This window comes from Enterobacter sp. BNK-34 (assembly GCF_048684445.1).
In the GTDB taxonomy this organism is placed as follows: Bacteria; Pseudomonadota; Gammaproteobacteria; order Enterobacterales; family Enterobacteriaceae; genus Enterobacter; species Enterobacter pseudoroggenkampii.
In genome coordinates this window covers 59,112-81,286 of the sequence record NZ_JBLQUA010000002.1, presented here as the reverse complement: position 1 = coordinate 81,286, position 22,175 = coordinate 59,112, and the positions used below count along the sequence as shown (strand labels likewise).

Here is a 22,175-nt window from a genome sequence, read left to right as displayed (position 1 = left end):
TTGATTAAAATCAGGGGCAACAGGTTAACCTTTGTGATATTTCCTTTCGATTAAAAAGGAATTCGCCATGCCTAAACGTATAAAAAACAGCCGCTGGTCAGGTTATGACCCCCGCTACATCTATTCTCTGGTCGTTCGCCGTTATTTTGTTGAGATGAAGACCAAAACAGAAATTGCCGAAGAACTCGAGATCTCACGATTCAAGGCCGCGCGCCTGATCGATGAGGCGATCGAGCAGGAATACGTTAAGTTTCTTTTTCCCAAACAGCAGATGCTTGATGAAGAAGTGGCTCATAATATCTGCGAGAAATACGGCCTGCAAAAAGCCGTCGTGCTTTCTGTATCAGAATCCTGGAACAGCCAGGAAGAACTAAATGAGAAGCTGGGTGGTATCACAGCCAGCTACCTGGGCAATTACCTGACAGGGGGTATGAAGGTGGGTATTGCCTGGGGGCGCGTTCTGTCCAGTACCGTGAGTCAGCTGACCAGCCTCCCTGCTTTAGATATTGTGCAGCTTTCAGGCGTACATCCGGGTATTGAATTCAGTCAGGGTCCGATAGACCTGATACACCGGCTGGCAGCTATCTCTCAGGGAAAGGCACATCCCATGTATGTCCCCATGTGGGTGGATGATGAAAATCTGGCAGAAAAACTGGCCAGCGATCCTGCAGTGGTTGACACCCAACAGTATTATTCGTGCCTGGACGTTGTTATTACTGGTATTGGCGCCTGGAAAACCGGCTCGTCAAGCCTGTGTGACATTTTTCCCGAAGAATGGCAGACACCACTTTTCCGTGATGACATCGCGGCTGATGTTTGCATCACGCTCGTCAACAGCAAAGGAGAGATCCTTGACAGCCCGATAAGCCGGCTGGGATTCGGTATTTCCACTGAGCAACTGCGAAGTGCGAAAACAGTGATTGGCGTGGCGGGAGGAGAGCAGAAGTATGAAGGTATCGTAGCCTCTCTTAAGTCAGGCCTTCTTGATGTGCTGATCACCGACTTTGATACAGCTGTAAAGCTGGTCAACTCCTGATAAGCCAGGAAAACACCGGTCTCTCTTTCAATACGGGGCACTGCCGGCGCCCCCCTTTGAAATTTCATGACGCAGCGACAGTGGCTCAAATTCGCGAAAAGCCCATACAATCAGATTTCCGTTCATTACGCCTGCAGTTGTCAGGACATCCGCTGAATTACCACTCCGTGATTTCAGGCGCTTTCGCAAAGATACCATGCGAAACAGCTAATCAGCCGTAAACAGATATATTCCTTTTTAATTCAGTCAGTTGATATAAATAAATGGTCATATGGTATTCAGCCATGCGCTCATATGAGCATTATATATTTCGCTCTCTTGTTTATTACTGTGATCGACCTATAACTTTTGCTCTCTGCTTGTTTCCGCAAAACACCGGCATGCAATAAATGCTCATATGTATATATGTATGTGCTCACTTGAGCAAAATTAAGCTACTGGGAGAAGTTATGGATACAGTACTTATCAGCGTCACCGATGGCGGCGACTTCAAAAGTTATGACGAGGTGCTGCAGCATATTCATGAACGGCAGAATGCTGCGGGGACAGTGAAGGATACCTATCTGGAGGCACTACGCGAGCGTGAAGCCATGTACCCGACGGGTATTTTGCTTGATGGCTATTCTGTGGCGATCCCGCACTGTGACAGTACGCATGCCAACACACCTTCTGTTTACATTATTCGTCTGCCTGAGCCCGTTGAAGTCGGTCAGGCTGATGGCGATGATAAATTACCGGTACGACTTGTCATCAATTTAGTGGTTACCAACCCGTCTAATCAGTTGCAGCTGTTGAAATCCCTGTTGACGCTGTGGCATCAGGCATTTTTTTTCCGGCAAGGGTATAGGCTGCCCAGGCCAGCCCGGCCAGCGCCATGATCAGCGCACTGCCCGGCTTCGGCGCAGTGGCGCCGGGCAGGAGCAGCATCAGCAATCCGCAGGAGGCAATAACAAGGCCTGCAGCTCTGCCAGGGGAAAGTCTGTCCCCATGAAAAAGGCCGTAAATAACCATGGCCAGCTGGACAACACCAAACAGCAGTAATGCCCCGGCCCCGGTAACGGATGATGAGAGCAGCGCCCGATCAATCGGCGTCAGCGGCGTGCCGCTTTTCCTGCTGAACCAGAAATATGCCATCAGCGGCGCCCAGGCTTCGGAAAATTTCCTCAGTGCGCTGCGCCAGGTCTGGGATGAAAAGCAGGAGGAAATGACCGTAACTGCCGGTCAGGCCTGCGGCACCGGCGGCTGCAGCATCTGATTACCCGACACCTGCCGGCCGTTTATGTGCCGGCTGAACACCACCAGTAAATAATGGAGTCACATATGAGCGATTTTTTTAGCGGTAAAAAGCTTCTGGTCGTAGGCGGCACCAGCGGTATGGGTCTTGAAACGGCGCGCATGGTGCTGAAAGCCGGCGGCAGCGTGGTCCTGACGGGCAGCAGAAAGGATAAAGCTGACGCCGTTCAGAAAGAACTGAGCCCGCTTGGCCCGGTGTCGGTCATTACGGCAAACCTGATGACCGAAGAGGGGATGAATGTCATTCGTGAGGAAATCAATGCGCATCACCGCGACATCAGCCTGATGGTAAATGCCGCGGGTATCTTTATCCCGAAAAGCTTTACCGAGCACAATGCCGCAGACTACGACAGCTACCTGTCGCTGAACCGAGCCACTTTCTTTATCACGCAGGACGTGGTGAAGAACATGCTGGCCGACAAACGCGAAGGTGCCATAGTGAACGTCGGCTCAATTGGCGCGCAGGCTGCGCTGGGTGATTCTCCCGCTTCTGCCTACTCGATGGCAAAAGCCGGCCTGCATGCGCTGACGCGCAACCTGGCGATTGAACTGGCCAGCGCGGGTATCCGTGTGAATGCCGTTTCTCCGGGTATTGTGCAGACGCCAATATACGAAGGATTCATGGCCAAAGAAGATATTGCTGATGCAATGAAGGCGATGAGTGATTTCCATCCGCTGGGCCGCGTGGGCATGCCGGAAGATGTGGCAAATACTATCCTGTTCCTGCTGTCGGACAAGGCAGCCTGGGTGACCGGTGCTATCTGGGACGTGGATGCAGGTATTATGGCCGTACGTCGTTAATTTTACGCCACGCATGTCAGGCTTTAGGTCTTAAAGCCTGACAGACTGCTCTCTCCAGGGTGAGGTTCTCGTCAGCTGAGATTCTTTTCAGCAGCCGCGATGATAGCCAGGAGTCTCTAAGTCATCAACAGAAGTTGCTGACAACCTCGTGAGCTAATTTGCGCGAAGGATGAATCGCCACGGGTTTAACAGACACCTCCGAGTCATTTAAGATGGCTTAAAGAGAGGTGCCTATGAGCGGTAAGCGTTATCCCGAAGAGTTTAAAATTGAAGCAGTCAAACAGGTTGTTGATCGCGGTTATTCTGTTGCCAGCGTTGCAACACGTCTCGATATCACCACCCACAGCCTTTACGCCTGGATAAAGAAGTACGGTCCGGATTCTTCCACTAATAAAGAACAGTCAGATACTCAGGCCGAGATCCGCCGGCTCCAGAAGGAGCTGAAGCGGGTTACCGACGAACGGGACATATTAAAAAACTGTCCATGGGTGAAACCCCGTCCTGAGTCTCAGAAACTCTCTTGAAAAGCTGGCAGGCTAATTTAGCGAAGGAAGCAGCCGTCGGCCTTTTGGTGGTATGACCCCGTAAAAAAACATGGTTCAGGGACTGTGGCGGATCCGACAGTGGTGACTTTGATCCCGTTCAGGAAGGTGATTTCTCCGTCGTCCCCTCCTTCGTTCATCAAAAATGAGCAAGGAGATTCCCATGAAAAAATCCTCCCGAATGTCTATTGTCCATCCTCATGCTGCGGGCGTTGATATTGGCGCTGAATTTCACGTTGTCGCCGTACCGCCTGACGCTGACGCCGATCCAGTCAGGACTTTTCAAAGTTTCACCGGCGACCTTCATCGGATGTCTGACTGGTTCAAAACCTGTCACATTACGACCATCGCCATGGAGTCCACCGGCGTTTACTGGTTGCCTGCTTTTGAGATCCTTGAAGCCGCGGGTTTCAATGTGATCCTCGTAAATGCCAGAGACGCAAAAAATGTTCCTGGTCGCAAGACTGATGTCAACGACGCCCAGTGGTTGCAGAAACTGCATTCATTTGGTCTTCTTCGGGCCAGTTTCAGACCTGAACACGACATTTCTGTACTCAGGTCTTATTTGAGGCAACGGGAACGCCTGACTGAATACCGGGCTGCACATATCCAGCATATGCAGAAGGCGTTGATGCAGATGAATGTGCAATTACATCATGCCGTATCGGATATCACTGGCGTTACCGGTCTTTCAATCGTCAGAGCCATTGTCAGTGGTGAGCGAGATCCTTCAATGTTGATCCAGTATCGTGATGTCAGATGTAAGAAGACGCCAGAAGTGCTTCAGCAGGCCCTGACAGGGAACTGGCAGCCTGAGCATCTTTTTGCACTTGAACAGTCGGTTGCATTTTTCGATTTTTACCAGGAAAAGATCCGCGAGTGTGATGATCAAATCGAAACTTCATTATTGCAGCTCAGTATCGGAATTAAAGAGCCTGAAGGAGTATTGCCCTCCGCCAGACATCGTACAAAGCAACCCAATCAACTTTCCTTTGATGTCAGACCGTTACTCTGGAAAATTACTGGGGCAGATCTGACACAGATACATGGGTTTGGACCTTATCTGGCACTAAAATTCGTTGCCGAATGCGGTACTGACATGAATCGCTGGCCGGATGCGAGCCATTTTACCTCGTGGCTATGTTTGTCCCCGGGAAATAAGATCTCCGGTGGAAAAGTGTTGTCCTCGAAAACGAGACGTTCATCCAGTCGAATTGCTGCTGCACTCAGACTGGCAGCCACAACAATTGGCCGGAGCGATACCGCGTTGGGCGCTTTTTATCGTCGATTATCATCCCGTATAGGGAAAGCGAAAGCAGTCACTGCAACGGCAAGAAAACTGGCAATACTGTTCTACAATGCCCTGAAATATGGTCAGAAATATGTCGATCCTGGCGCGGATTATTATGAAGAACGCTACCGTAGTCGCGTACTCGATGGACTTAAACGAAGAGCAAAATCACTGGGTTACTCTCTCCAGCAAGACCCTGAATTATGCGTGTGAATCGGGAGTTTCTCAGGAAGCCGCGGCGTACTTCGCAAAGCTGTCCGACTGAGGTACGCCTTTATCCGTGACAACAGCAGTTGCTGGCCTGTTCGTCTGCTCTGTCGGGTGCTGGATGTTCATCCCAGTGGCTTTTACGCCTGGCTTCAGCAGCCGCATTCTAAGCGCCACCAGGTAGATCTGAGACTGACGGGAAAGATCAACCAGTTCTGGCTGGAGTCCGGTTGATGTGAACTGCATTATTCATACGCATCCGACTCATGTGTCTGCTCTTTCTATGCTGGAAGTGCCCCTGCAGATATCGCATAACCGATGCCGCAGAACCCAGGCAAGCAGGCGCTGGTAAAGCCTGCCAGGCAGCCCCGGACCGGCAGTGTGTTTCTGCAGCGCGTCAGGCAACAGCCAGCTGCCGGTCAGCGGAGAAAACAGTACGGCCACCACCCATGAGCTGATCAGCGCGATAAGTACCACCGCAAACAGGGTGTAGCAGTATTCCCCGGCGCTTGAGGCGGAAAAGCCAACCGGAATAAAGCCGGCAATCATCACCAGCGTGCCGGTCAGCATCGGGAATGCCGTTGAAGTGAAAGCATAGGTCGCCGCACTGGCACGGGATTCGCCGGCTTCCAGACGTGCCACCATGGTTTCCACCGTGATCATCGCGTCGTCAACCAGCAGGCCCAGCGCGATAATCAGCGCGCCAAGGGAGATGCGCTGCAGGCCAATGCCAGCAAGATGCATACAGACAAACGTCATGGCAAGCACCAGCGGGATCGCTGCCGCCACCACCAGCCCGGCACGCAGCCCCAGCGAAACGAAAGAGACGGCCAGCACGATAATGACTGCCTCCCCCAGCACGTGCACAAACCCGCTGACGGCCTCCTTCACTACGGCAGACTGATCGGCAATTCGGGTCATTTCAATACCGTGCGGCAGCTGTGCGGCTTCGCTGTTCATGCGCGACCGCAGCGCCTGCCCGAAATCAAGCATGTTTCCGGTTGGCGCCATCGAGACGGCAAGGCCAACGGCAGGCTGGCCGTTGACGCGAAAAAGCGGAGCCGGCGGCTCTGCCGGCCTGCGTACAATGCTGGCAATGTCCGTAAGCGGGATATAGCGGTTGTTGACCCGAAGCGTCACCGCTCGCAGGCTCTCTTCGCTGCTGAACGCGCCACTGACGCGCAGGGCAATATTGTCACCGGCCGTGCGGGCGGTACCGCAGCTTGTTCGGTACCTGCCAGCGCTCAGCAGTACGGACAGGTTCCGGTGTCTCCCGCACGATGAACGGGATTTCGTACATCACTGCATACAGCGGCTCACCGCTGATGCGAAGCCAGTCAAGTTCCTTCAGCGACGTGAACCGCGACTGCCAGCGCCAGAACGGTCCGGCAAGCTCTGCCGCGTCAAACTCGTCGCTCCACCGGGTGTACCAGGTGCAGACGGTTTCCGGTGACTGAAAATTCAGATCGATTTTCGCCTGCTCCAGCAGGTTCTGGCGCAGTTTCCAGCGCTGTTCGTACTCCCGGGACTGGCGGCGCAGCTGGCGCGTGGTCTTAATGCCGGACCTGTGCAGCCGTCGACCCGTGCGGGTGTGCATGACTTCAGGGAATAGCTCGGCCTGAACGTCAATCGTGAGCGGCAGCGGGCAGGCTTCACCACTGGTGGCTATCATGGTGTTAAGCGCCTCCTCGACCTGTTTCAGGTTCGAATGACGGTTATTTGGCACCCAGTGCAGGCCAGGTATTTTATTGGCCACCGTGGCGTTGAGACGCCCGCTGCCCGTGAGAAGGCGCAGAAAGGTACGCACATACGGCATGGAGGGCAGTCGCGCACCGCGTTCGCGGGCAGACTCAACATGGCTGATAGCCTGTATTGCAGCCTGACGGGCTGGCTTCAGGGAAACGAGCGCGTGTGAGGACGGGATCATGCTGTCACCTCCACGCTCATCAGGTTCACCACTGTGCTGGCTGTGCAGTTAAAGCGGCGCATACCTGCCAGCTGCGCGATCAGCTGGTTTATCCGGTCAGGCTGGAGCGTATCGCTCTGGTAAAGGGTACGCACCACTTCACCGCCGGAGGAGAGCAGCACCAGAAGCCAGTAAGGCGAGACTTCGCCGGGGCTGCACACGCACAGATGCCAGTCATCGCTGCCGTCCGCGCTGAAGCGGCACTGGACGGGGAAGAAGCCGCCGAACTCGGTGCGGAACTCGGCGCAGACGCACCATCCTTCAGGTGTCGACAGAAGGCAGGTCACGGCATCGCTGAGGGCGCGGCGCGCGTCCTCGCCCTGCTGACGGATAAACTCCAGGTCTGTGGCGGTCAGTGTGTTGATTCGGTTCAGGTCATATTGCATGGTCATGTCTGTTTCCGCCGCCCGAAGGCGGCGGCCTCCGGTATTAAGCAGCGTGGTCAGTGGTGTGAGCGTCGGTTTCGGTGGCTTCTTCAGCCTCAGCGGCTGGTGATGTGCGCACCATCCAGTCAGGCAGCCAGCCCTGAGCATTCAGATCCTGCTCGGCGGCCTTCGCCGCATCGCGGCGCTTGAGCTTCACAATCTCTCCGGCGCGGGCACTGAGTCCGGCTTCTTCGTAGGCTTTGCCAATCTGGGCGATGGTGAGCTTGCCGAAGTAGCTCTCAGCATCCGGCTGCCACCATTTGCGCAGGTAAAAGTCCAGCGCCGCTTCCAGCCCGTCCAGTTCGCTTTTCTGCGTATGGTTGTACATACGTTCCTGAATACCGTTGATACCGTGCGCGGCACAGAATCCCAGCAGGGTGTTCACCTGCTCCGCTGACCATGAAAGCAGCCAGGTGAAATCGAGATGCCAGTTTTCGGGCAGCGTTGCCTGAAGCGCCTCTTTCTGCGCTTTGAGCGCCGTCAGCGCCTTCCCTTCTTCACCGGATGGAGCCAGTGATGCAAGGTGATACTGATTCGAGGACACGGAGGCTTTCAGCGGTTCGCTGCGTTTACCGTAGCTGCGGTCAAACATACTGAGGCACAGTGTCCACGTCAGCAGCGCCACCGATACGTCGGGACGACCCGCCAGTTCGGCCTGAACGGCGAGAGTCCGTTCGGCTGACATAGCTTTTACCAGCGTTGCCGGATAGGCGTCGGCGGGAATTTCAGGCGTGGTGTGTCTGATCAGATTGCTTTCACGCTCCTGACGCGCCTGTTCTTCAGCTACCCGGTCTTCGTCGGTCAGCTTGCGGATACCAGGCTGAACCTGAAAATTGCTACCGTCCCATGACACCCAGATTCCGTGCGCGGCGCGAAATTCCGGCGTGGCTTCGCGGTACTGCGCCTCGCAGTAAATGTCATCGATATCCTGCTGAAGCTCGTATTCGTCATCGTAGCTTTCAGTGGCTTCCATTTGTTCTTCCAGCTCACTGACGCGCTTCTGTTCTTCTTCCGTCAGGACAGCTTTCGGCATCGCAAAACGGTACTGTTCACCGTCCTCACCGCTGGCACGCAGTTCCGTCATACGGAACTCAGCCCAGCCCCAGCCCTGCTCCTGCTTAACGCGAGCGGCGAGCACGGTGAGCTTGCCAGCCAGCAGAGATTTCACCAGCGCCGCATCGGCAAAGGTGCTGTCCTTGTCGCTGAACAGGTCGGCGGTCAGCGTACCGCCAGCGGCGGTATAGGCTTCCTCACCCACATACTCAAACATAGGGTGACTGATGGCCATCTTGTCGTCGGTCACCATTTTGCGCAGAGTCTGTACGGCAGGATCGCGCCACTGTTCAACAGCCTCTTTCCAGACCTGCTCCTGACGCTCATGGGTATCAGCAAGTGTCAGGACTTCACACTGTTCAAGGGAGATTTCATCCCGCGCCAGCGCATCCAGCAGGGAGGGGGCAAGATTCGCCAGCTTCAGGCAGCGCTGAACGTGGCGCGGGTGATAGCCCATCAGTGCGCCGATCTGAGAGGACGTTTTACCTTCCTGCTGAAGGGTACGAAAACCGATAATCTGCTCGGCGGGATGCATGTTTTTACGCCGACCGTTCTCGATCATCGAGGCCGCCACAGCCATCTCAACGGGCAGGACTTTCACCGGAACAAACGGCGTGTCTGCATCGAGCACACCGCGCATCACCAGAATGCCTGTGCCTCTGCGGCGACCTTCCCCGCCGACAATGCCGATCGTACCGTCCGGCAGTTCTGCACCGATCAGGTTCTGGAGGATGCCCATTGCCTGAATGCTGTCTGCCATCTCTTCCACTTCCTGATCGGTATGCGGAATGATGCGCGTGTTTAAGTCAGTGTGTGACAGGCGGGAGTACGGGAAGATTTGCACGGGCGTATCAGCGAGCAACTGGACGAGCTTCTGCTCGGTAGACTGCGCGATTTTTTCCGCAGATTTTGTCTGACGGGTGGTCTTAGCTGGTTTTTTTGCCGTAGTATTGGTGGCGACCATGATTTTTACCTCTCAGTGATAGTTGTGGTTAGCCGTGGCCGGATTGCCCTCCGGTCACGGCACTCGGTTAACCGGTAATGCGTTTCGGGTGTGCTGCCAGTGCTGCAAAGGACGGATAGCCATCAAGAACCTGCATCATGACTTTTGCCCCTTCCAGCATCGCTTTATCCGTTACGCTGCCGCTGTTTTCACACACGTTGATCGTTGCCACGATCCCCGATTTCACATCTGAAAAACGCTCATACATGCGGTTGCTGAACAGGACACGTTTCCCTCCTGCCATCACCTGCCAGTTGTTGCAGTCGTTAAAGCGGGTGTCCACGTTGTCAAACTCGACCACGTGGGTGTCGCTGGCCTGAATGCGCAGCAGCTTCACGATTTCGGTGCTCTGCCCGACCTTACGGGTCGCCGGACGGGTGTTAAGGTTCTGCATGTTTCCTCCTTCTCTGGGTTAAGGCCGGACATCCGGCCTCCGGTTAAAGCTGCACGTGTTGCAGATTGCGTTTCAGTTCCAAAAGAAAATCCGGGTCAAATGACCAGGCGCGCCAGTTAAGCGTTCCGTAGGTTCTGATCTCCACCTGAACGTCTCCGTATCGGGACACATCGGACAGGGTGACGGTGACACCATCTTTCAGCGAAGTGGCCTGAGCCACCCACTCCCGTGCGACAGAAACAGGGTTTTGTTCTTCCCCTATCTTCCTGGAAGATTCTTGAGCGGCGGTTTTGACGTTGACGTTTCGTGTGTGCATCCTGGTTTTCTCCTGTGGTGATGGTTGTCCATCTCCCTGGTGAGTTCTCTCGCGGCAAAGGGCAAAGGAGCAACGGCGAAGGGCGGAAGGAAAGGGGCGGAGACTAAAGTTTTTGCGGCACGCAAAAAGTTTTGGCGGAGTGCATTTCACCCCTTGGATGACGACCCGACGGTGCTACGACAAGCCCTCCGCGTGAGGACGCACGGGGGATGGCTTCACCGGGGGAACAGGATGCACACACCCGACACGTCGGAACGGCGTGGCGCCATTAAAGCGACGGCATCAGCCGGCGCGGTGAAGGCGTTCCGGACGGCACGGCCGGAGAAGCCGCAGCCCTTGACCTTAGCCATCAGACCCTAGCCGTATGGCCCGAAACCCGGAGGGGTTCGGCGGAGCCCGGCGGGTGCGCAGCGGCCGCCCTGGCGGAGTGGGGCTCGACGACCGGACAGCAGCGCTGGCCGGGAGCCGAAGGGGGCCAGAAGTGGGATTCTGGTGTTTTCAGAGGATTTGCTGATCGGGTTTCAGAGCCGACAACCACGCCACGCCACGCCACGCCACGCCACGCCACGCCACGCCACGCCACGCCACGCCACGCCACGCCACGCCACGCCACGCCACGCCACGCCACGCCACGCCACGCCACGCAGGACCGTATCAGTGACAATTTGCCCTCTCAATGCCTTTCATGTGCATCTCCACGGGCTTACATCAGGGCGGGAGGGGGCAGCGCCGCAGGCGCTGGCCTTGCCGTCCGTCAGCCCGAAGGGATGACAGGGTTTTCGCGCGCGAACAGGCGGCGCCTATGCCCCGCCCGGATTATTTATTATCCGTCGCCCTGACCGCCCTGGAGAATGAAGTGGCCGCAAAGATAGACGGCGCACTGGCGGGTAGCAGATTCGCAGATCTCTTCCAGCACTTTAGCTGTAGTAACGGGGCTGAGTCCGGATTCGCGACGTCGCTCGTTGATAAGTGTTTTATACTGGCGCAGGATGCTGCGGGTTTCCGGTGACAGTTGCATAGTGTTCTCCTTTTTTCAGTTTCCGGAGGCAACGCCTCCGGTTTCTCTGTCAGGCATCGAGCGCCGCGCGCAGGCTCAACATGACCTTATTTTCTTCTTTCAGGGTTTCTTCTGCCGATCCGCCGCCATCCTCGGCGCATACGGCGATACGCTCCATTTCCTTCCCTGCAAGCTGCATCACCACCGCAAGCGCCGCAGCCGGAATGGTGACATTACGGTGTTTCCGTTTTTCTTCCACCATCACCTCAATAATGTTGTAGATGAGAGGGACACACCCGGAGGGATACAGCTCTGCCTCCAGTCTTTCCATCACCACGTCTATCTCTTCATCACTGAGATCCCAGTCAATGCAAAGACCGCGAATATCGTTCCGGCTCCAGCTGGCGAAAACATATTTCTCGCCATCGAGGTCGGAATGTCTGAACATTTCAAGGGCAATTTCTCTTGCTGTACCAATCATGTTTTTCTCCTTTAGTCGGGCGGCATCGCCGTCCGTGGTCAGTCAGTCAAGAGCACGCCAGATCGTGGCGCTTTCCGGATGGGTATCAGCAAATGCCATAAGCTGCTCATAACGGCGACAGAAGTGGCGGCACAGCTCCTCATGGTCATGGTTGCTGTGGTGCCAGCTCCGGTGATTCAGTACCAGCGCCGTGAGGACGATCCCCGCCACTTCTCCGCTGACAGTCTGCTCAAACCAGTTGTCCGGATTGCACAGGGTCAGGCTCTCCACGTCAGGCGCCATATATCCGCCGCCTTCCGGCAGCCGGTAAAACTGCCAGAATCCCCCCTGATACTCAGGGCAGTAACGCTGGGCATAGGCGTACACGGATGCCTCGGACGTCATAAAATCGCCGCCAAACAAATCAGGCAGGAAAGTCAGGCGCTGCGCACCCTCAAGACGAACAGCATCACAGGTCACGGTCTGGTTCATAGGTCCTCCACGGTTAACATATTCTCGGTTCCGGCATCGCCGTGACGACACGACAGACCGGCGAAAAGCGGAGGACACAGGGGCGACGCCGCAAGCCGCAGCGCAAAGCCTTCACGGGCTGAATGCACCGTGAAGGGTGCGAACGGGTGAGGACGGAGGCGTCAGCGAACCCTTGTGGCCGATGCGGCCGGGCTACAGTGAAGTCACGGCGCATGCCGTCACCGCACGGAGCTTCAGGGGAGTTTCATTGTCCCGACGTGGCCCGGAGGGCGGCGGATAAAAGCGGAAGGCACTGACATCCTTATTCGCAGTGGATGGCCACCGGTTGCCGGGGCGTTACCCCGGCGTTCTCTCAGGCGGCCAGCGTCTCCTGTAGGGCGCGAACGTTATTCAGCTCATCCCTGACAGATTCAGGCTCCTGCCGCCCGGCTTCCCAGGCCATACCGATCCGGTTTTCCAGCTCGCATTCATAGTTACGCAGGACGCGGGAGAGGAGTACCGCCGGAACGCTCACCTGACGGTTTGCCGCTTCGCGCTGACGGGTCAGAAGGTCGCTAATGGTCAGATTATTTACCCCCTGCTGACGGTATTGCGTCATTTTCATTTCGCCGAGCGCCTTCATCACATTCCGGATTTCAGCCCCGTCCGGTTCTGGCTGGGCTTCACGGCAGGCCACGCTAATCCCCTCTTCCGTCCAGACCAGCAGGACCAGGAGTTCGTCAGGCGTGAACATGTTTTCAAGATCTTCACAAAGTTCTTCGCGGGTTCCGTACATTGTTTTTTCTCTCTTGTAAGGGGTTACAGGCCGGGCCTCAGCCCGGCAGGGTCAGTCAGTCCTGAAAGGTCTCGTCCAGCACCAGGGCTTCGCGGTAGGCTTCCAGAAGCAGGGTGTTGATCCGGCGCAGGGTCTGCACTGCCATACGTTCAGTAAGCGTTGCCGCGTCGTGTCGGTGCTGCGATTCGAGGCGGTTCAGCAGCATCCGCACATCACACATGGCATTGCTGAGCGCAGCCACGTCCGCGCGCAGGTGTTCAAGGCCCGGGTAATTCATGCGGCCTCCGGATAGTCAGGGTAAAACGCGCCGTCATTGGCCGCCGGCATCCTTCTCGCCCGTTCAACCTGTGCCAGACGGCGGACGCCGGCGGCGTGGTACTGCTCAAGCATCTCGATCCCGATATAGCGGCGGCTGGCTTCGGCGGCGGCCACGCAGGTGGAGCCGCTGCCGGCGAACGGGTCAAGGACAATGGCCCCCGGACGCGTGAACGATTCAATCAGTGGCCGCAGGCTCTGCACCGGCTTCTCCGTCGGATGGTGTCGGTTGCCCGTGTATTTCCAGGGGATCACGTCCGGGATGGGACGGTCCGGGGTTTGCGGCCTCCCCTTCGCCAGCAGGTAGGCGCTTTCATGTGTGTAACCCACGAATGTCGACTTTGAGGCGTAGCTCTTGGCAAAGACGATATGGCCAACCACCCGGAAGCCAGCCGCTTTCCACGCATTCAGAAACAGATCCGCGCGGTTCCAGGCATAGAAGCTCACCATAAGGCTGTCGTTTTTCAGCACGCGGTACATTTCATGACATGCGGGCTGGAGCCATTCGGCAGAGTTGTCCCCGGCCAGGGTGCGGCCGGTACGGTCTTTATAGCCAACCAGATACGGCGGATCGGTAAGAATAAAATCAACGGCACGCGCCGGAAAACGGGACATCACCTGCACGCAGTCACCCAGAATAAAACGGGACATAGACATACTCCTCTCTGATATGCGGCACCCTGTTGCGCCGTGCCGCCACAAAAACCCGGCGGAAAGCGGAGGGCGCAGGGGCGACGCCGCAAGCCGCAGCGCAAGCCTTTCACGGGCTGAATGCACCGTGAAAGGTGCGAACGGGTGAGGACGGAGACAACGTGAACCCTTGCGACCGCAGCGGCCGGGTTAGCGTGAAGGCACGGCGTTGAACACGCCGCCGACTGGCGGCCATTAAAGAGGAGGGAACCGACATCCTTTTATTTGACGGCAGGGATGAAATGTCACCCTGCCGTTTTTTTTAGTCCTGAAGAGAACAATGCAGGACAGAGGGTTACAGGATTGAGAAAATGAGACAATGCCAGCTGAAGACTGGAATCTGGAAGTGGACAGCTGGCACGAAACTTATTTAGCTGTACTGCAGGCTGAGACTAACGATGATCGGAGTACGCGAAACTCTATCACGTCGTTACGCCCGAGGAGCTTGAGAGCGTCTGGGGAACAGGCCATTGCAGCCTTCAGTGCCAGTGAAATGGCGAGGCTGCGGTAGCGGTTTTGCAGCATGATGGGAGCATCAGCAGGCACTGCGTCAGACACCTGTAGATACGCTTTCCATGCATCTGGCTGTGCCAAAGCATCACGTTCCACGGCTTCGAGCTGGTCTTCACGTTCCTTTTGCTTTTTCGTGGCCATCTGGTCAAGAACCGCCACTGTGGCTGCGGCATTCACCGCACCAGGTATTGCCAGTGTGAGCGCCACAAACAAAATTGCAGTATTACACTTCATTTGTCCTCCTCATTGTGTTCATTTCCTTTATTTCCTGACAGTTCAACAGCTCGCTGGCCGCCGCCAGCGTCAGCCCCGCTCTCTTAACCTTTTGCATCAGTCTCTCCCTGGCTGTCTGGTTACCACTCTGAACGATGTTCTTGCTCAGGATCGGCTCTTCGCCTTTTTATCGTCAAAAGCCAGGAGATCCCCGATGCCGATCAGCGAGGCATAGCAGACCTGCATCGCGATTGTCACCGGCAGGGAGAGATGTCACCCTGCCGTTTTTTTGCCATGAAATGTACGGGGCCGGATTTAACGCGCAGGTGCAGCACCCATACGTCTCAGCGCATCCTGAACTTCACGCAGCCCAAAAATCTCTTCCGGCGGCTGCTCCTTTCCGGCCAGACTACAGGCCGTAAAGACTGCATTTGATGCGGTTAATCTCTCACGGTGCAGCGCCTGCAATGCCACAACTACCAGCGTGCGTTCTTCTCCTGTCAGTTCTTCAAGCTGCATACAGTTTCCTTCAGGTTAATGTTCATACTCATCCCCGCCCCTCTGGTTTTTTCTCGTCAAACGCCAGGAGAACCCCGAGGCCGATCAGCGAGGCGTAGCAGACCTGCATCGCGATTGTCACCGGCAGGGATATGTTATCAGCCAGTACGCCGGGAACGACGACGGCCACGCCTGCCAGTATCATTCCCCTGCCGGTCTTTTTGACACGTTCCGGCCACTGGGATTCGGGCACGTTCCGGGCGCGCAGAAAGGTATGAATGCACTGTTCTGCCTTTTGTTTAATCACTGACATGTTTTAGTCTCCGAATGCCCGTCGCATATTTTTCTTTATCCTGGTCGCGTCACCGGTTAACGGTGCGGCAGGCTCTGCTGGTTTCTCCGGTACTGCAGCCTTACACGCGCCAGCTGTACCGGCCATCTGCTGAACCAGAACCTGCAGCTCGCTGACCGTGCCGGGCGGTACCGGCATACTGGCCAGCAGACGCGGCAGCTCCGGTGCGGTCGTATGCAGGGCCAGACCGGTGATAATCAGGTTTCTCAGTAGCTCGCCACGCAGGCGGGATGACACGCCCGTCAGCACACGCTCAACCCGTTCACTGCTCCGGTCATCCTGAAGCGTCAGGGTGTAACGCCGGCGCTGGTATTCCGTCTCCGGTGACATGGCCAGAGCCGCCACGCCACCATCAGGCTCATCAGGAAGTCCTGAGAGTGAAGACCAGGAGCCGGATACCAGCGCCATCACGGCACAAAGCCGGATGGCGCTCAGATGCCCGTCAAAGAATACCGGGATCAGCGCCGGTAAACGGGCATCCGTCTGGTACATCACCGCCCCGGCGGTGGCGGCGGTCCGGATGAAGTCACCGCGCAGGGGCTGTGAGATGGTGCTGATGGTCGCCATCGCCGCGATGTCGGTGCGATCGTCGCTGTGCAGATAGAAAGAATACTGGCCGTCCGGCACGTTTAGTCCTCTTTATTGTAAAGGGCAATCTCTCTGGCCAGCGCCAGTTGCGGATCGCCTATAACCTCAATACGGTCAGGAGCCAGAGGCCAGGCCTGACGGATAGCCTCTTCAATGAGGGATGCCCCTCCCCCGACCAGGAATACCCGGTTAACGTTCCTGAAGGCCGTCAGCTCACTGGTGACACGTGCGCCCAGGGAAGTGATTGCCTCTGTAATTTTGTTCAGCACATCGTCAATTTTTCCGGCATCGTTGATCACACGCTGCAGATACTGACGATCATTGCGGTTGCGGATGACCGTGTCAGCAATAAGCGCGCTGGTTTCGCTGTCTGCAGCCCGCAGCGCGCCTGCAGCTGCGCGGGTGACCTGTGACACGCCGACAGATGGATTGCCGTGTACTGCACTGATATCATCAAACTGTCCGACAATAACACCGGCATCGAGCGTGGTTCCGCCGAGATCGATAATCAGGGTGGTCTCAGCGGGTCCGGGTTTCAGCTCCGCGAGACGGGAGAACGCCGCCGGCAGTGATTCCGGCATCACCTTCACGTCCGTTACGGTAAATGCCCTGCCCTTATTCAGAACCAGCTCACGCATCAGGTTTTCCCGTTTGCGTCGGATGTTCTCCTCGTTCCGCTGGCAGTCCCCGTCATAATACTCGCTCAGGGGCAGCGTCACGGTCAGGCTCACCGGCTGCGGCTCAAGCCCGCTGTTCAGCAGCGCATGATGCACGGCCAGCAGGTTGAGATCACCGTACTGATACTCCACGTTTGTTGTCGGGATGGCATCCCGGCTGACGCTGTCCCAGGTGTATTTCAGCGTGCCCACCTGATAGTTGAACGTTGCAGCACTGAACTCCGCCACTTTCCAGCCATGCCGGAAGGAGTTAGCAGAAACCCGGGTCTGCAGCTCGTTTCCATCAAACCATGCCAGCTTAACATTAGTTGAACCATCATCGCAGTAAATATTCATCATTATGCTCCGTCAATTAAACTCAATTTGATACATATTATAAGAGCAAAATGGAAAAACAAAAGCCTTATTTCTCATTATGAGCAACAATAAAGAATCAAAATGATATTTACGAACATTTTGAGTAGCTTAGGTTACTCATTCTGTTCATGGCGCAGGCGATCTGGATTATCCTCACGCTGTTAAATATACTGTATAAATAACCAGTATATTTAGACATCAGGAGGAAAGATGAAACTGCAGCTGTTCAGCACCGGGAAAGAACTCCCGCCACAGGCCCATCCGTTGTTTGCAGACCTCGCCTGCTGCGGTTTTCCCAGCCCTGCAGCTGACTATGTCGAGTCCGACCTGGATCTCCATGATTACTGCATACGGCATCCGAGCGCGACTTACTACCTTCGTGCAAGCGGAGACAGCATGGCTGACGGCAGCCTGTACAATGGCGATCTGCTGGTTGTGGACAGTGCCGAGAAGCCCCGGCATGGCGATATTGTTGTGGCCAGCGTGCAGGGGGAATTTACGGTTAAACGGCTGCTGCTGACGCCACGACTGACGCTGCAGCCCATGAACGCGGCCTGGTCACCGATTTATCCCGATCCGGACGATCTGGATATCTTTGGCGTCGTCACGCACATCATTCACCGTCCCCGGGAGATGTACTGATGTTTGCCCTGGCCGATGTGAACAGTTTTTATGCCAGCTGCGAACGTGTTTTCCGCCCGGATTTGAAAGGAAAGCCGGTTGTGGTGCTCAGTAATAACGATGGCTGCGTAATCGCAAGAAGTGCCGAGGCAAAGCCCTGGATCAAAATGGGCACACCGTGGTTTCAGATGAAAAACGAAAGGTACCCGGAAAAAATATACGCGTTCTCAAGCAACTATGAACTTTATGCCTCGATGTCGGCGCGCGTGATGAGCTGCCTGGAGGAGCTGGCCCCCAGGGTGGAACAGTATTCGATTGACGAGATGTTCCTCGACCTGACCGGCGTTGAGCATTGTATGGACCTGGAGGACTTCGGCCGGCAGCTGCGCCAGCACGTGTATGACTGTACCCGTCTGACCATCGGCGTGGGCGCCGGACCAACGAAAACGCTGGCAAAATCAGCCCAGTGGGCCTCAAAGGAGTGGAAACAGTTTCGTGGCGTGCTCGCCCTGACCCGGGGGAATCCTCAGCGAACGCGGAAACTGCTTTCACTGCAGCCGGTCGAAGAGATTTGGGGCGTGGGAAACCGTATTGCACGCAAACTCAATGTACTGGGCATTAAGACCGCGCTCGATCTGGCCCTGACGAACCCGGCCTTCATCCGCAAAAATTTCTCCGTGGTCCTCGAGCGAACGGTGCGGGAACTGAACGGGGAAAGTTGCATGTCGCTTGAGGAAGCCCCGCCGACAAAGCAGCAGATAGTCTGCAGCCGCAGCTTTGGTGAGAAGGTCACTGAATACGATTCGCTGCGGCAGGCTGTCTGTCAGTACGCAGAGCGGGCCTCAGAAAAGCTGCGTAAAGAGCGCCAGTACTGCCGGCATATTTCCGTTTTCATCAAAACGTCTCCGTTCGCCGTTAAAGAGCCTTACTACGGCAACGTGGCCACGGAGAAACTGCTTACACCCACTCAGGACACCCGGGACATTATTGCGGCCGCCACAACGGCTCTGGAGCGTATCTGGAAGGACGGGCACCGGTATGCCAAAGCCGGTGTGATGCTGAATGACTTCACCGGCTCCGGCGTTTCGCAGCTGCAGCTGTTCGACGAACGTCCGCCACGTCCTCACAGCGCCGAGCTGATGAAGGTTCTCGATGGCATTAATCATTCCGGTCTGGGACAGGTCTGGTTTGCCGGACGAGGGATTGCGCCTGCATGGCAAATGAAACGCAATATGCTCTCCCCTGCGTACACCACCCGCTGGAAAGATATTCCCGTTGCGAGGATCAGATAAATTCTGCTTTCAGAGAGAGCCAGTAGTGCTCGCCGCAGCCGAACGACATGGCGAAGCCCGCGAGTGAGCGAGGAAGCACCAGGGAACAAAACGAACATAATCTTCTTACGCGCCGAATACAGGAATCACTGTAACAATCTCAAAATCGGTATTGTGATAGAAACAACTGAACAGAGTGGGACCATGGTCCCAGTTAAATCCGGCGTGTGGAATCGATATTCCCGGTGGGGTTTGACGGGTGAGTTCTGCCACGCAAGTATGAGGTGGGACCGTGGTCCCAGTTAAATCCGGTGTGTGGAATCGATATTCCGGGCGGGGTTGACGGGTGAGTTCTGACACGTAAGTAGGAGGTGGGACCATGGTCCCAGTTAATCTGGTGTGTAGAATCAGTATTCCGGGATGGGTTAGCGTCTGAGTTCTAATATGCAGGTTGAGGGGTGAACCGTGGAACTAGTTAAGAAAAAGTAGCAGGAACTAGATTTTAAATTATGGTAACAATCAGGTTGAGAGAAGAAAACAGACCTTTTTAACAGCTCAGGGCTATAGTGCAGATAATAGCTGCTCCGGATGTATATATTTCGAAGCAGCATGTAACGCATTAAGGATATTGGAAATTAACGATAACGCTCGCTTGTATCATTAAACAAGCTAAACTTTTTGTAGGTCGCGCAGTATGTTTTCTATCTTCTCGATACACTCGGCAGGCAAACGAGATTTATCGAGATTAAAAATCACCTTATCGCCTTTGTATAGGGCTGTCGCACCAGGTACAAATTGATGACGGGTATTAAGATTAACTTTTTTACCTGATGGCTCTTTCAGAACATCCGTCAGTAAACCAATAACTTCCTCGGATTCAAAGATAACTCCCGCTTTCTTTTGCTCATGAAGCTGTTGTGTCCGTTGCAACAATAAAGCTTCTTTTCCCGAAAATGCTTTGTACAGCGCCTCCCCTGAGCGGGCGGAAAGTTCACCAGGATGAGTAAACAGGGCAACCACTGATTTTGGCAAATGGGCTGTGTTGATGCAACGCGTGATGATTTTACGGGAAATATTCTCAGCTTCAGCCAAAGCAGAGATATTGCCGTTAAAATCATTTTCCAACCGCTGTGCATAGCGCTTACCCCGTTCATAAGCACTGACTGGGCGGTAATCATTACCCAACCTAGATAACGACATCATCTGTTCGTCATCGAGATCGCCCACGAGAACGCGATAATCCGATGATGTCATTATGGCGGCTTTACGGCGACGACTGCCATCTGCAATCTCAATTACACCTTCTACCCGTCGTCCGAACGCAGGCGTCTGCTGACCACTCAGGAGAAAAGAGGGGATCAGATCATCAAGCGCGTCTTCGGTCAGTAGTTCCTGGTCACGTTCATTACCTGACCAGACTCTTGATACCGTTTCAACACTCTCGCCCGGGATGGCTTCAAGAACAAATTTCACTTCCCGACCACAAACCGGAAGCAGAATGGTATTCCCGCGGGCCATGGCTCCCACCCGTGCAATTAATGAATCAACCATCGGTGCAGCGGGTGCCGACTGTTCAGTTTCGGGGCGGATATCTTTTACGGTATGTTTTGGAATGACTGGTGCACGTTTCATTATCTGATCTCCCAGCGAGGTTTAATCAGGCGATCAAAAATTTCATTACAAACAGGCTCCCAGATAGCCAGCGCATTTCGCCAGGCTCCTGTAGATGAGCGCTGATCGATAGCCTGCTCAAATACCGTTCTCATACGGATCTGACCTTTACCGACTTCGTCGGTCTCGCGTACAACATTTTTCAGTACCATGCTTCCCCAGGCATCGCGGATCTGTTCTTCCATCCAGGGTGACTGTGAGCCATTGTTATTGCTGTATTTGGTCAGAAGAATTCTGACGTCAGGTTCAAAACCCTGCAGGTCCACGTTTTTTAACAGATCGCGCAGCATGTCAAAAAACTGAAGGGCAGAGGTGTAATCAAATAACTCTGCTGGCGTTGGCACGATGAGTACATCAGCAGCACAGACGACATTGATGGTACCAATACCGAGGTTCGGTGCACTGTCGATAACAATGACATCATAATCATGAGCCACCGTTTCGATGGCCAAGCGAAGCATCATATGAGGTTCTGTCGGCAGTTTTCCGTTGTCAAACCTTCCCATGAGCTCTGTCTCAATGCGGTGCAGGGCAAGGCATGACGGAATGATGTCGAGACCCGGCCAGCAGGTGGTTTTGACGGCATAGGCTGCATCATCGCGCTCACCGAGATAAAAAGGCAGCAGTGTATCTTCGGCATGGATATGCAAATCAGGGACCCAGCCGTGGTACATGGAGGCTGTGCCCTGTGGATCATTCCCTTCGACAAGCAGTACCCGCAACCCTTTCAGCGCTAGATCCTGTGCCAGGTGGACAGATACCGATGTCTTATAGACACCCCCTTTATGTGCTGCCACCGCGATGACGGGCGGAACGCTGTCATCAGGACGGCGCAGACGGGTGCCAAATACATCCCGCATATGGTTGATTTGTTCAATGGTGTAGCCCACCCGCTGCTCCACACGTCCACGCATTTCCATATCAGGATGGGGAAGGCGTCCTGCTTTTTCTGCATCACGGATTGCCTGAGAAGAAACGCCAATCAGATCGGCGGCCTCACCCACACGCCAGCGACGGGTAATTTTCCTGGCTTCCGGGCTATCATCGTTAAACTGTGCAATCGCGATTGCTTTCGTCATTTCATGACCGGCCGTAATGCACTGGTCAAGCGTTTCCATCAGTCCCATTCTCTGTTCCTTGTTATCATCTTTGCATTAATCTATTAAATCTTGGTGAAAGGCGCAAAGCAACATTAAAATTGCAAACCGTCTCAAAAATTGCAAAGCTGATCAAAATGCAACCGTATTCCGTTCAGCATCCGCTTGAAGGTTGCCGCATGCTTCAGTCAATATAATCCGCTCGCCGCAGAAAGCGTGCGCACGCAGGCGCATGCGTCGAGGAAGCGGAATTACTGATTA

General features: G+C 55.0%; 26 protein-coding genes and 5 pseudogenes. 10 read left to right on the top strand and 21 right to left on the bottom strand.

Annotated features, from left to right (window positions below):
- Positions 1-67 precede the first annotated feature (67 nt).
- Positions 68-1,036: a sugar-binding transcriptional regulator gene (locus ACMGG5_RS24300; RefSeq protein WP_114268498.1), complete on the top strand. Its 969-nt coding sequence runs from the start codon at positions 68-70 to the stop codon at positions 1,034-1,036.
- A gap of 449 nt (positions 1,037-1,485) precedes the next feature.
- Complete coding sequence (locus tag ACMGG5_RS24295; protein ID WP_239619753.1) at positions 1,486-1,914, top strand: PTS sugar transporter subunit IIA; 429 nt, start codon at positions 1,486-1,488, stop codon at positions 1,912-1,914.
- Here ACMGG5_RS24295 and ACMGG5_RS24290 read toward each other — a convergent pair.
- Positions 1,838-2,092, bottom strand: a pseudogene (locus tag ACMGG5_RS24290) (EamA family transporter); the annotation flags it as partial. The gene ACMGG5_RS24295 and the pseudogene ACMGG5_RS24290 sit on opposite strands and share 77 nt — an antisense overlap.
- On the opposite strand from ACMGG5_RS24290, the pseudogene ACMGG5_RS24285 reads away from it, so the two are divergent.
- The 6 genes and pseudogenes from ACMGG5_RS24285 to ACMGG5_RS24260 all read left to right on the top strand — a co-directional run.
- Positions 2,085-2,291 (top strand): annotated as a pseudogene (locus ACMGG5_RS24285) (DsbA family oxidoreductase); the annotation flags it as partial. The pseudogenes ACMGG5_RS24290 and ACMGG5_RS24285 sit on opposite strands and share 8 nt — an antisense overlap.
- A 65-nt stretch (positions 2,292-2,356) precedes the next feature.
- Positions 2,357-3,130, top strand: coding sequence for an SDR family NAD(P)-dependent oxidoreductase (locus ACMGG5_RS24280; protein WP_119916883.1), 774 nt, complete (start codon positions 2,357-2,359; stop codon positions 3,128-3,130).
- 233 nt (positions 3,131-3,363) lie between these two features.
- Positions 3,364-3,606 (top strand): annotated as a pseudogene (locus ACMGG5_RS24275) (transposase); the annotation flags it as partial.
- 229 nt (positions 3,607-3,835) lie between these two features.
- Positions 3,836-5,176 (top strand): IS110 family transposase, encoded by a 1,341-nt coding sequence (locus ACMGG5_RS24270; RefSeq protein ID WP_252063809.1) that lies wholly within the window; start codon positions 3,836-3,838, stop codon positions 5,174-5,176.
- Between the two features lie 18 nt (positions 5,177-5,194).
- A pseudogene (locus ACMGG5_RS24265) lies at positions 5,195-5,401 on the top strand (IS3 family transposase); the annotation flags it as partial.
- Positions 5,402-5,405: 4 nt separating this feature from the next.
- Positions 5,406-5,522 carry a hypothetical protein gene (locus ACMGG5_RS24260; RefSeq protein WP_333020572.1) on the top strand — a complete coding sequence of 39 codons (117 nt, stop codon included), beginning with the start codon at positions 5,406-5,408 and terminating at the stop codon, positions 5,520-5,522.
- On the opposite strand, the pseudogene ACMGG5_RS24255 reads toward ACMGG5_RS24260, so the two are convergent.
- The 18 genes and pseudogenes from ACMGG5_RS24255 to parM all read right to left on the bottom strand — a co-directional run.
- Positions 5,474-6,388, bottom strand: a pseudogene (locus tag ACMGG5_RS24255) (efflux RND transporter permease subunit); the annotation flags it as partial. The gene ACMGG5_RS24260 and the pseudogene ACMGG5_RS24255 overlap by 49 nt on opposite strands.
- Entirely contained in the window at positions 6,366-7,097 is a 732-nt protein-coding gene (locus ACMGG5_RS24250) for a plasmid SOS inhibition protein A (protein ID WP_248175889.1), read from the bottom strand. The gene ACMGG5_RS24250 and the pseudogene ACMGG5_RS24255, both read right to left, overlap by 23 nt.
- Entirely contained in the window at positions 7,094-7,528 is a 435-nt protein-coding gene (gene psiB, locus ACMGG5_RS24245) for a conjugation system SOS inhibitor PsiB (RefSeq protein WP_032641235.1), read from the bottom strand. Before psiB ends, ACMGG5_RS24250 begins: the two co-directional genes overlap by 4 nt.
- A 37-nt stretch (positions 7,529-7,565) precedes the next feature.
- Positions 7,566-9,578 carry a ParB N-terminal domain-containing protein gene (locus tag ACMGG5_RS24240; RefSeq protein WP_248271861.1) on the bottom strand — a complete coding sequence of 671 codons (2,013 nt, stop codon included), beginning with the start codon at positions 9,576-9,578 and terminating at the stop codon, positions 7,566-7,568.
- A gap of 67 nt (positions 9,579-9,645) precedes the next feature.
- Positions 9,646-10,011: a hypothetical protein gene (locus tag ACMGG5_RS24235; protein ID WP_032641231.1), complete on the bottom strand. Its 366-nt coding sequence runs from the start codon at positions 10,009-10,011 to the stop codon at positions 9,646-9,648.
- A gap of 43 nt (positions 10,012-10,054) precedes the next feature.
- Positions 10,055-10,327, bottom strand: coding sequence for a hypothetical protein (locus ACMGG5_RS24230; RefSeq protein WP_063136912.1), 273 nt, complete (start codon positions 10,325-10,327; stop codon positions 10,055-10,057).
- Between the two features lie 521 nt (positions 10,328-10,848).
- Positions 10,849-11,004, bottom strand: a complete 156-nt coding sequence (locus ACMGG5_RS24225) for a hypothetical protein (protein WP_420278640.1) — start codon at positions 11,002-11,004, stop codon at positions 10,849-10,851.
- Between the two features lie 146 nt (positions 11,005-11,150).
- Positions 11,151-11,345 (bottom strand): hypothetical protein, encoded by a 195-nt coding sequence (locus tag ACMGG5_RS24220; protein WP_420278639.1) that lies wholly within the window; start codon positions 11,343-11,345, stop codon positions 11,151-11,153.
- A gap of 49 nt (positions 11,346-11,394) precedes the next feature.
- On the bottom strand, positions 11,395-11,805 hold the full coding sequence (locus tag ACMGG5_RS24215) for a DUF1380 family protein (protein ID WP_117500388.1): 411 nt from the start codon (positions 11,803-11,805) through the stop codon (positions 11,395-11,397).
- A gap of 42 nt (positions 11,806-11,847) precedes the next feature.
- Positions 11,848-12,276, bottom strand: coding sequence for an antirestriction protein (locus tag ACMGG5_RS24210; protein ID WP_063409766.1), 429 nt, complete (start codon positions 12,274-12,276; stop codon positions 11,848-11,850).
- Between the two features lie 352 nt (positions 12,277-12,628).
- On the bottom strand, positions 12,629-13,051 hold the full coding sequence (locus ACMGG5_RS24205) for a DUF1380 family protein (RefSeq protein ID WP_063617357.1): 423 nt from the start codon (positions 13,049-13,051) through the stop codon (positions 12,629-12,631).
- A 55-nt stretch (positions 13,052-13,106) separates the two neighbouring features.
- The gene (locus ACMGG5_RS24200; RefSeq protein WP_192979435.1) at positions 13,107-13,328 is read right to left on the bottom strand and encodes a hypothetical protein; all 222 of its coding nucleotides are present in this window, start codon (positions 13,326-13,328) and stop codon (positions 13,107-13,109) included.
- The gene (locus ACMGG5_RS24195) at positions 13,325-14,017 is read right to left on the bottom strand and encodes a DNA methylase (RefSeq protein ID WP_248175879.1); all 693 of its coding nucleotides are present in this window, start codon (positions 14,015-14,017) and stop codon (positions 13,325-13,327) included. Before ACMGG5_RS24195 ends, ACMGG5_RS24200 begins: the two co-directional genes overlap by 4 nt.
- A 405-nt stretch (positions 14,018-14,422) precedes the next feature.
- The gene (locus ACMGG5_RS24190) at positions 14,423-14,803 is read right to left on the bottom strand and encodes a hypothetical protein (protein ID WP_248175878.1); all 381 of its coding nucleotides are present in this window, start codon (positions 14,801-14,803) and stop codon (positions 14,423-14,425) included.
- A gap of 294 nt (positions 14,804-15,097) precedes the next feature.
- Positions 15,098-15,301: a hypothetical protein gene (locus ACMGG5_RS24185; RefSeq protein ID WP_045325841.1), complete on the bottom strand. Its 204-nt coding sequence runs from the start codon at positions 15,299-15,301 to the stop codon at positions 15,098-15,100.
- Positions 15,302-15,329: 28 nt separating this feature from the next.
- Positions 15,330-15,593 (bottom strand): hypothetical protein, encoded by a 264-nt coding sequence (locus tag ACMGG5_RS24180; protein ID WP_117500385.1) that lies wholly within the window; start codon positions 15,591-15,593, stop codon positions 15,330-15,332.
- 3 nt (positions 15,594-15,596) lie between these two features.
- Positions 15,597-16,259 (bottom strand): plasmid partitioning/stability family protein, encoded by a 663-nt coding sequence (locus tag ACMGG5_RS24175; RefSeq protein WP_117500384.1) that lies wholly within the window; start codon positions 16,257-16,259, stop codon positions 15,597-15,599.
- 2 nt (positions 16,260-16,261) lie between these two features.
- Positions 16,262-17,233 (bottom strand): plasmid segregation protein ParM domain-containing protein, encoded by a 972-nt coding sequence (parM, locus tag ACMGG5_RS24170; RefSeq protein ID WP_117500383.1) that lies wholly within the window; start codon positions 17,231-17,233, stop codon positions 16,262-16,264.
- 231 nt (positions 17,234-17,464) lie between these two features.
- Between parM and umuD the strand changes: the two genes are divergently transcribed.
- Together umuD and ACMGG5_RS24160 are read left to right on the top strand one after the other, a co-directional pair.
- Positions 17,465-17,896, top strand: a complete 432-nt coding sequence (gene umuD / locus ACMGG5_RS24165; RefSeq protein WP_117500382.1) for a translesion error-prone DNA polymerase V autoproteolytic subunit — start codon at positions 17,465-17,467, stop codon at positions 17,894-17,896.
- A complete protein-coding gene (locus ACMGG5_RS24160) occupies positions 17,896-19,167 on the top strand; it encodes a Y-family DNA polymerase (RefSeq protein ID WP_239619749.1) in 1,272 nt (423 codons plus the stop codon). Before umuD ends, ACMGG5_RS24160 begins: the two co-directional genes overlap by 1 nt.
- Before the next feature lie 648 nt (positions 19,168-19,815).
- On the opposite strand, the gene ACMGG5_RS24155 is transcribed toward ACMGG5_RS24160, so the two are convergent.
- Positions 19,816-20,778 carry a ParB/RepB/Spo0J family plasmid partition protein gene (locus ACMGG5_RS24155; RefSeq protein ID WP_117500380.1) on the bottom strand — a complete coding sequence of 321 codons (963 nt, stop codon included), beginning with the start codon at positions 20,776-20,778 and terminating at the stop codon, positions 19,816-19,818.
- Positions 20,778-21,944, bottom strand: a complete 1,167-nt coding sequence (sopA, locus tag ACMGG5_RS24150; RefSeq protein ID WP_045334590.1) for a plasmid-partitioning protein SopA — start codon at positions 21,942-21,944, stop codon at positions 20,778-20,780. The genes ACMGG5_RS24155 and sopA overlap by 1 nt, the downstream gene beginning before the upstream one ends.
- Positions 21,945-22,175 lie beyond the last annotated feature (231 nt).